This is a genomic window from Microcystis sp. M_QC_C_20170808_M3Col, assembly GCF_007095505.1.
Classification (GTDB): Bacteria; Cyanobacteriota; Cyanobacteriia; order Cyanobacteriales; family Microcystaceae; genus Microcystis.
The window spans coordinates 1-7,554 of the sequence record NZ_SFBY01000345.1 but is presented as its reverse complement, the minus strand read 5'-3'; the positions used below and the strand labels follow the sequence as shown (position 1 = coordinate 7,554).

At 43.0% G+C, this 7,554-nt stretch carries 8 protein-coding genes; 4 read left to right on the top strand and 4 right to left on the bottom strand.

Features of this window, described 5'->3' with window-relative positions:
* Window positions 1-150: 150 nt before the first annotated feature.
* Window positions 151-1,158, bottom strand: coding sequence for a Gfo/Idh/MocA family protein (locus EWV84_RS15790; protein WP_287078766.1), 1,008 nt, complete (start codon window positions 1,156-1,158; stop codon window positions 151-153).
* Window positions 1,159-1,242: 84 nt separating this feature from the next.
* Here EWV84_RS15790 and EWV84_RS15785 point away from each other — a divergent pair, with 84 nt between their 5' ends.
* The gene (locus EWV84_RS15785) at window positions 1,243-3,282 is read left to right on the top strand and encodes a hydantoinase/oxoprolinase family protein (protein WP_287078765.1); all 2,040 of its coding nucleotides are present in this window, start codon (window positions 1,243-1,245) and stop codon (window positions 3,280-3,282) included.
* Between the two features lie 32 nt (window positions 3,283-3,314).
* On the opposite strand, the gene EWV84_RS15780 is transcribed toward EWV84_RS15785, so the two are convergent.
* From EWV84_RS15780 to EWV84_RS15770, 3 genes are all read right to left on the bottom strand, one after another.
* Window positions 3,315-3,935: a chorismate lyase gene (locus tag EWV84_RS15780; protein ID WP_286826973.1), complete on the bottom strand. Its 621-nt coding sequence runs from the start codon at window positions 3,933-3,935 to the stop codon at window positions 3,315-3,317.
* Between the two features lie 148 nt (window positions 3,936-4,083).
* A complete protein-coding gene (locus EWV84_RS15775; protein WP_286826972.1) occupies window positions 4,084-4,380 on the bottom strand; it encodes a glutathione S-transferase in 297 nt (98 codons plus the stop codon).
* A complete protein-coding gene (locus tag EWV84_RS15770) occupies window positions 4,381-5,040 on the bottom strand; it encodes a glutathione S-transferase family protein (RefSeq protein WP_286826971.1) in 660 nt (219 codons plus the stop codon).
* Window positions 5,041-5,212: 172 nt separating this feature from the next.
* On the opposite strand from EWV84_RS15770, the gene lepB reads away from it, so the two are divergent.
* From lepB to EWV84_RS15755, 3 genes are all read left to right on the top strand, one after another.
* Window positions 5,213-6,310, top strand: a complete 1,098-nt coding sequence (lepB, locus tag EWV84_RS15765) for a signal peptidase I (protein ID WP_287078764.1) — start codon at window positions 5,213-5,215, stop codon at window positions 6,308-6,310.
* A gap of 149 nt (window positions 6,311-6,459) precedes the next feature.
* Window positions 6,460-7,047: a hypothetical protein gene (locus EWV84_RS15760; protein WP_287078763.1), complete on the top strand. Its 588-nt coding sequence runs from the start codon at window positions 6,460-6,462 to the stop codon at window positions 7,045-7,047.
* 6 nt (window positions 7,048-7,053) lie between these two features.
* Window positions 7,054-7,422 carry a DUF1818 family protein gene (locus tag EWV84_RS15755; RefSeq protein WP_287078762.1) on the top strand — a complete coding sequence of 123 codons (369 nt, stop codon included), beginning with the start codon at window positions 7,054-7,056 and terminating at the stop codon, window positions 7,420-7,422.
* Window positions 7,423-7,554: the final 132 nt, after the last annotated feature.

Sequence of the window (7,554 nt, the reverse complement as noted above, 5' to 3'; positions counted from 1 at the left end):
TCAGGGAAAAAGTCCCGGAATTTTCCCCCCAATCACTCCAAGGGTCGGCACTTTTTGAGGTCAAAAAAGTCTAAAAACCTTGTTGGATAAGGTTTTTAGATTTATTCAGCAAACCCTAGATAGTCAACAGCTTATCGAACCCATTTTTCCCTATTCTAAGCGCACAATCTCTCCACCTCTGGCTAGAGATAATTCTGCTGCCTGGAGGATTTTGACTAATTGCGTCGCTACCGATCCCGAAGACACAGGAGAATCGACACCCGTAGCCACTGACTCTAAAAAATGTTCGCACAATGCTTTCAGGGGTTCACCATCGGCAATAGGGATAGATTCCGTCTCTTGTCTCCGGGGAATAAAATAGGCTTCCTGACGTTCAAAATAGCCCTTTTGTCGGGTTAAAGGCGATCGAGAGTCTAATTCATTGAAAATTAAAGTCCCTTCGCTGCCAACTACTGCTAATCGTCGCTGTTTATCGGGATTCAACCAACAAAGGTGAATAGTCGCTTGAAAACCATCGCCATAGATCAGGGTTAACCAGACTAAATCGGCTAGATTAGGTTGTAGCCAGAAGGTTCCCCTCGCCTGAACTAATATTGGTGTACTATTTAACCAGCTATTAAAAATCGAGATATCGTGAATAGCTAGATCCCACAAAGCGGACACATCCTGACGGACGGGGCCTAAGTGGGTGCGAGTGGCATAACCATAAAGAGGTTTACCGATACCCCCAGATTGCAGGACTTTTTGTCCGGTGATAACGGCGGGATGAAAAAGATAGGTATGATCAACTAATAAAATGCGCTGTTTTTGCGCCGCTAATTCCGTTAATTCGGCACATTCTTGGGGATTGAGGGTTAAGGGTTTTTCGGCGAGGACGTGATAACCTAAATTAAGAGCATCTTTAATCAGGGGATAATGACTGATGGCGGGAGTAACGACGACTACAGCCGAGATTTCGGGGTGAAGACGAATTGATTCCCAGTCATTCGCTAAAATAACTTTATTAGTATCGAGATTCAATTGATCGCGACAGAGATGAAGTTTTTCAGGGGAGGGATCAACGATCGCCACTACTTGCGCTGAGGGATGTTGAGAAAAATGACGGACAAAATGGACTCCCCAACGTCCTACCCCTAAGATAGCGATTCCTGTGGACATTTTGCTTACTCAGATAAATCAATCTAGTTTATTTTAAAAGGATTAGGCGCAATTGTTAATTGATTCTGAGACCTGGAAGGGATTATGTTAAAATTTTTTATCGATCGAGGGGGAACTTTTACCGATATCGTGGCGATAATCGATCGACCAGAAATTATTGAACAACTAGCTAGAGATGCCGCTAGATTTCTGATTGTTCCCCTTGCCGATCAGCAGTGGATTGTTCTCTATAAACTGCTCTCGGAAAATCCCGAAAAATACTCAGATGCAGTCATTCAAGGGATCAAAGATATTAGCGGTTCCCTAGATAACATCGAAGTGATTAAAATGGGAACAACGGTAGCCACCAATGCGCTGTTAGAAAGAAAAGGAGAGCGCACGGTTTTGTTAATCACCAAAGGTTTTAAAGATGCCTTGAGAATTGGCTATCAAAATCGCCCCGATATTTTTGCCCGTCAAATTATTCTGCCTTCTTTATTATACGAACAAGTTATCGAAGTGGCCGAACGGTACGATAGTCAAGGACAAGAATTAATCGCCGTTAATCCCGCCCAAGTTAAAGCCGATTTAATACCAGTTTATCAAGCGGGTATCCGAAGTTGTGCGATTGTTTTTATGCACAGTTATCGTTATCCCGACCACGAAAAACAAGTGGCAGCCATTGCCGAAGAAATCGGCTTTACTCACCTAGCCATTTCCCATCAAGTCAGTCCTTTAATGAAACTGGTATCCCGGGGAGATACCACGGTAGTCTCTGCCTATTTATCGCCAATTTTACGCCGCTATGTTGATAGTATTAGCCAGCAATTACCGAAGACTAGCTTGCTATTTATGAAATCCGATGGCGGTTTAGTCACCGCCGATAAATTTCAGGGCAAAGATAGCATTTTATCCGGTCCTGCGGGGGGAATAGTCGGGGCAGTACAAACCAGTTTAAGGGCGGGATTTAGCAAAATTATCAGTTTTGATATGGGAGGAACTAGCACCGATGTTTCTCATTTTCAAGGGGAATACGAGCGCCAAACAGATAACGAAATTGCTGGCGTAAGAATGCGAGTGCCGATGTTAAGTATTCACACCGTGGCCGCTGGTGGGGGTTCGATTTTAGTCTATGATGGTTATCGTTTTCGGGTCGGACCAGAAAGTGCCGGAGCTAATCCTGGACCTGCCTGTTATCGACGGGGTGGACCATTAACAATTACCGATGCTAATGTTTTGTTAGGAAAAATTCAAGCCGCCTATTTTCCTGCTATTTTTGGACAAGAAGGAAATTTACCCCTAGATAGAGAGATTGTGCTGACAAAGTTTCAAGAATTAGCGGCAACAATGGGGGGTAATAATAGTCCTGAAATGTTGGCGGCGGGGTTTATTCAAATTGCCGTGGAAAATATGGCTAATGCGATTAAAAAAATCTCTCTACAAAAGGGTTATGATCTCAGTGATTATACTCTTTGTACCTTTGGCGGTGCCGGGGGTCAAGTGGCCTGTTTAATTGCCGATACTCTGGGAATGAAAAGTATTTTTCTCCATCCCTACGCTGGGGTTTTAAGCGCCTACGGCATGGGTTTGGCCGATTTGAGGGTAATTAAAGAAAAAGCGATCGAACAGGGGTTAAATGCCGATTTAATCGGGCAGTTGCTCACGGAAATGAACGAATTAGAAGTTTTAGCGGGTCGGGAATTAGAGGGTTATAATCAGGTGCGGCAGCAAGTTAGTTTAAAATATCAAGGCAGTGATGCCACTTTAGCGGTTAATTTGAGCGATCAAATGCGTCAGGATTTTGAACGGGAACATCAAAGACGTTATGGGTTTAAGCAAGAACAAAAAGCTTTAATTATTGAGTCGATTGCCGTGGAATTGATCCAGACTATGGACAGTCCCAAAGAAGCAATTTTAACTCGCTCCCGTCCGATGGGAGAATTACCTCCTATCCTCGATCGAGTAGCGGTTTTTATGGCTAATCAATGGCGGGAAACGCCAATTTATCAGCGTTCAGATCTGCAACCTTTTGATTGTCTGGCAGGACCTGCAATTATTATCGAAAAAATTAGCACGATTGTGATTGAACCGGGTTGGATGGCAAAATTAACGGAGAAAAATCATTTAATTCTCTCCAAAGATTAACTAATTGAACTACTTAGAAATATCTACAGCAGTTATTCTAATTGATCAATTCTCATTTCGCCGAGGTATTTACGGAGATAGGGAGAAAAAACCTCGTAAATCAGGGTAAGGGGTTGGCGAGCGTGCCAAAATAGGTAATGACGACCCCAAAATGCTCCTTTTTCCCCAAAAGCTATTTCTAATTCCGGGGAATGACCGTAATAAAGTCCCTGCACATCGCGATACAATTCTGTGTGCAGCCGCGAGAGACTTTCCCAAATCGGTAGGGAACGATTTTCCAGATATTCGTCCACTTGATTGACAGACCACCAAGAAGCGGCATAGGCTAACCTTTGACCACTAGCTGTGCGTAACCAGACTTGACGACGCAATCTCGGCCCCGGAATCAGGCTAATTTTCATCGGTGCGCCATCCTCATCGTCGCCGATGGGGGACATATCGATCACATCTACTTCCGTTTTTTCACCGGTTAAAAGTTGTAAATGACGGGTGGGAGAACCATCGCCGAGAATTAAAATCTGCCACGGGGGGGCGAGTTGGCTATGGGGTAAACCTTGTTTAACATCGGTTTCGTCTCCTTGCCAGAGAGGGGACAGGGAGTACCAAGGACGATTAAGCAGCGGCTTTTCTTGGGGGCGGAGGATAGCAGTCAAGGTTTGTTACAAAACTTTATGATTTTTTCATTAATCATAACACGGGATTTTTGTCTGCTGGCGATAAAAGCGATCGCCTTGCTCCAATCCTCTCTAACTTTTCGGTTAGCATAGGCACTCTTGTCAAAGGAGATTGACTATTTTGATTTTAACGGTAGAAAGGTATCAATATCTGGAGGAATTTTTGTAATCTTCTCAGGGCAATTAATTGTCGAATCTTGGGATTAATTTGGGGGGGATAAATGCTGGTGGCTAATTGTTCTTCTAGTAAAGCATATTCTGCCGCAGTTAGGGGTTGATTATCAAGGGGCGATCGAGCCGAAGTGATAATTTCTGCTCGTAAAACTTCTTCGGGAATATCTTCAGGAGCGGGCAAAGCAAGGGCTTTTAGGGGCGATAAGAAACCGATAGAGATGAGGATGATAATTTTTGTCGTTCGCTTCATTTAATTTAAACCGGGGGGCAATTTTTCCCGACACTGTTGATGAATTTCCCCGATTCTAGCAAACAACCAGGGATATTTTTGACGATAACTGGGAACTAGAGCCAGAGGACTGAGTAGGGCAGTGGCGGCAATATCGGCTACACTTAATTTATCCGCCACCAAATAGGGCTGATTTTGCCAATATTCTAGAATCTTGAGGGCATTTTCTAGTCGCTCCTCCGCTAGTTTTACCCTTGCTGGGGTGATTTTATATTGTTGTCGCACGATATTAATAATTATTTGACTACTCAGGGAAGGATCGATCGCTTTTCCCTCTCCGGCGCGATAATCATAATAGACAAATCTGGTCTCCACTCCAATAGTTTCATCTAACCAATCCTCTAGTAACCAAGCTTGATTTTTCTCCTTTTCCCCATCGGGAATAAAAGAGGGGAAAGGAACTACTTTTTCTAAATATTTTAAAATGGCAGTAGAATCGGCAATAATCTCATCTGCTGCCATTAAAACGGGGACAGTGGTTAACCCTTTAGTTAGGGGCCTGAGTTTGAGAATATGTAGTCCGGGGGTGAGATTTTCTACTTGGTAATCAATCCCCTTATAACCTAGAGCTAAACGAGCTTTGCGACAGTAATGAGATGTGCTAAATTGAAGTAAAAGCATTAAGTGTTGTTGGTTGCTATAGTAGTTATCAGTTACCAGTTATCAGATGTGAGTTTTCAGTTAACTGTTCACTGATTACTGATTACTGATTACTGATTACTGATTACTGTTTACTGTTTACTGATTACTGTTTACTGTTTACTGTTGAATGAATTGGCAATAGGTCTATACTATGAGCAAACCCTCCCTTTTTTCGGCTGTTTCTCGTCCTTATGCGATTAATTCACAAGCAAAAGATCCCTGGTTAGCTGTCAATCTCTCGATGTTCTTCCCCGGTTTGGGACAATGGTATGCTAACAAAAACCAGAAAGCAACCCTTTTGGCAATCGCTCAAGTAATATTAATAATTGTGACAATTTGGTCAATTTTTAGCCACAATGGCCCTGTAAGCTGGGGATTAGGGGGAATAGTTGCTCTGGTTATCGTTTACATTAGCAATATTTTTGACGCTCACTGGACTGTTTATTATTCCAGACAGAATAACAGCTTAGAGAAAATTCCGCGCCAACAAAAAAACCCATGGTTTGCCGTCTTCGCTAACCGGATTATACCGGGGTTAGGGCAATTGTACGCCGATAAGGTGATCTTAGGGATAATTTTTCTGACTATATCCCTGATTACCCTGAAAATGGATCATTTTTTTGCCTATATCCTCTTTCTTAACCCTTTAATTACAGCGATCGCTGTTTATCATGTTTATCACACTTTCCCCGATCAATTCCATCCCCATCGTCACACCTATCGTTCCATTTTGGCGCTGATGGTGGCAGCAATTTTTACTTGGGGAATTATCTGTAATTATTTTCCCGATTGGTTACATCAAAGAATAGAATTTTTCGAGATTCCTAGCGAATCCATGCTGCCTACCCTCACAGTAGGTGATCGCATTTTCGTCAGTCAATCCAGTAATTATCAAGCGAAAAGAGGCGATATAATTGTTTTTAGAACTCCCGAAAAAATTAAGCAACTAGAGCCTAATTCTGGAGATTTTTTTATCAAACGAGTCATCGCTATTGCTGGGGATACCATTGAAATCCGCAGGGGTAAAGTTTATCTCAACCGGCAAGTTATCGAGGAACCCTACAACGCCGAGTTGGCCAATTATGAAATAGAATTGGTGACTGTACCCCCAAAAACCCTGTTTGTTTTGGGAGATAATCGTAACCATAGTTTTGATTCCCATGCTTGGGGTTTTTTGCCGGAAAGTTATATCGTTGGTCAAGCCTATAAAGTTTACTGGCCTCTCGATCGTGTCCAGTCTTTGCTATGATGGGGATGCCTGGGGTAACTTTGAGCCTAGGTGTTACAGTTAGATGAGTTTGGGTATTGTTAGATTTATAATATTCACAATCCCTTGAGTTGTTCCTGAAAAATTCCCACTGGTGCTAGATAATTAACTTCAACTTTTTCTTGATTAATATGCTCTTAAAATTCCCTCAAAAGCTAAAAATTCAGCGAATAATATTATTAGTATTTTGTCTAGGAATGGGGATAATTATCTGGTGGTTATCGTGGCAATCCACCGGGATGAGCCAAATTCAACGACCCGAAACAGTTGCTCAACAAATTTATCAAGCAATGCCAGATTTACCGAAAGAAAACAACTATACCCGTCGAGATACAGGAGCGATCGATCCGAATAATACTTTAATAAGTCGCTTTCTTCGTTATCATCAAGATACAAAAAAAAGGTTTACTCTCATCCGTTTTGATTGGCAATTAACCCTAGGGGATTATCTAGGAGTGAACGAGAAAATCAACGAAGAAAACTATCCCGGACAAGCAACCCTTACCGTTAATCCCATGGCTGCCGATATCAAAGCGATTAACAGTCTTAATCGTCGTCAACGGCAGCAGTTAGTCACCCTTCTAGTCGAAATTTATAACCCCGCCATTCTCCCCCAAGAAACCCCCACTCCTAGTCCTTCTCCTAGTCCTTCTCCTAGTCCTTCTCCCCGTCGTCCATCTTTATCAAAACCGGGAGATGCCGACCTATTAAAATTCTAGAAAATTATGGAAAAAATTCTCAAATATGGTTCAGGTTGGCGACTCGGTTGGAATCCTAATGCGGCCATTTATAAAGGATTAATTGGTGGCGATAATTGGGCGATCGAATTGACCGAGTCCGAGTGGCAAGATTTGCGTCGGTTACTATCACAATTGACCGCAACTATGGCGGCCATGGCCACAGAATTAATGGATGAAGAAAGAATTGCTTGTGAAGCGGAAAGTGAGCTTTTATGGGTAGAAGCGGACGGATTTCCCGATAATTATTCCCTGCGATTCATTCTCTATCAAGGTCGCGGTTGTGAGGGCAATTGGTCGGCCGCTGCCCTGCCAGAGTTGCTCGCCGCTTGGGACAATTTGCTTTACAATTTTTAAGCAAGCGGTGGGCTTGACATCCTCGCCGCCGTAAAACGGACGGCGATTCCTCACCACGCCACTTTTTTAGGGTGGTCGCTGAACGGGGTTGACGCTTCACGGGATGCTGCTTCTTTAACAGAAGTCTTACGC